Source organism: Faecalibacterium sp. DFI.5.82 (assembly GCF_029076575.1).
GTDB lineage: Bacteria > Bacillota > Clostridia > Oscillospirales > Ruminococcaceae > Faecalibacterium > Faecalibacterium duncaniae.
The window spans coordinates 1-299 of sequence record NZ_JARFIS010000808.1 but is presented as its reverse complement, the minus strand read 5'-3'; the positions used below and the strand labels follow the sequence as shown (position 1 = coordinate 299).

Here is a 299-nt window from a genome sequence, read left to right as displayed (position 1 = left end):
CGTGTGTGGAGCTGGGGAAACAAACACCGCCCCGGCAGGGCTGCTTTGTGCAGTGCCGGGGCGGTTCGTTTGTTTTTTGGTGTTCAGATGCGGGAAGTACTTACTTCTTGATCTTGTTCAGCTGTGCGTTCAGGCTCTCGATAAAGCCGTCGGGCATGTTGATCATCTTAGCCATAGCCTCAGGGGTCTTGCGCTTTATCTTATCCCACATGCCAACGCCGGGATTGACGTCAAAGTTGGTGGCCAGCTTGACAGCCCTGGTAGCGAGAGCCAGAGCCTCTTCGTTCTTGGAGAGATCT

Annotated in this window: 1 protein-coding gene; it reads right to left on the bottom strand. The window is 54.5% G+C overall.

The window, feature by feature from the left end; translation table 11 throughout:
- Positions 1 to 100: 100 nt before the first annotated feature.
- On the bottom strand, positions 101 to 299 hold a 199-nt coding region (locus P0G09_RS18995; protein ID WP_275253449.1), incomplete at its 5' end, for a hypothetical protein.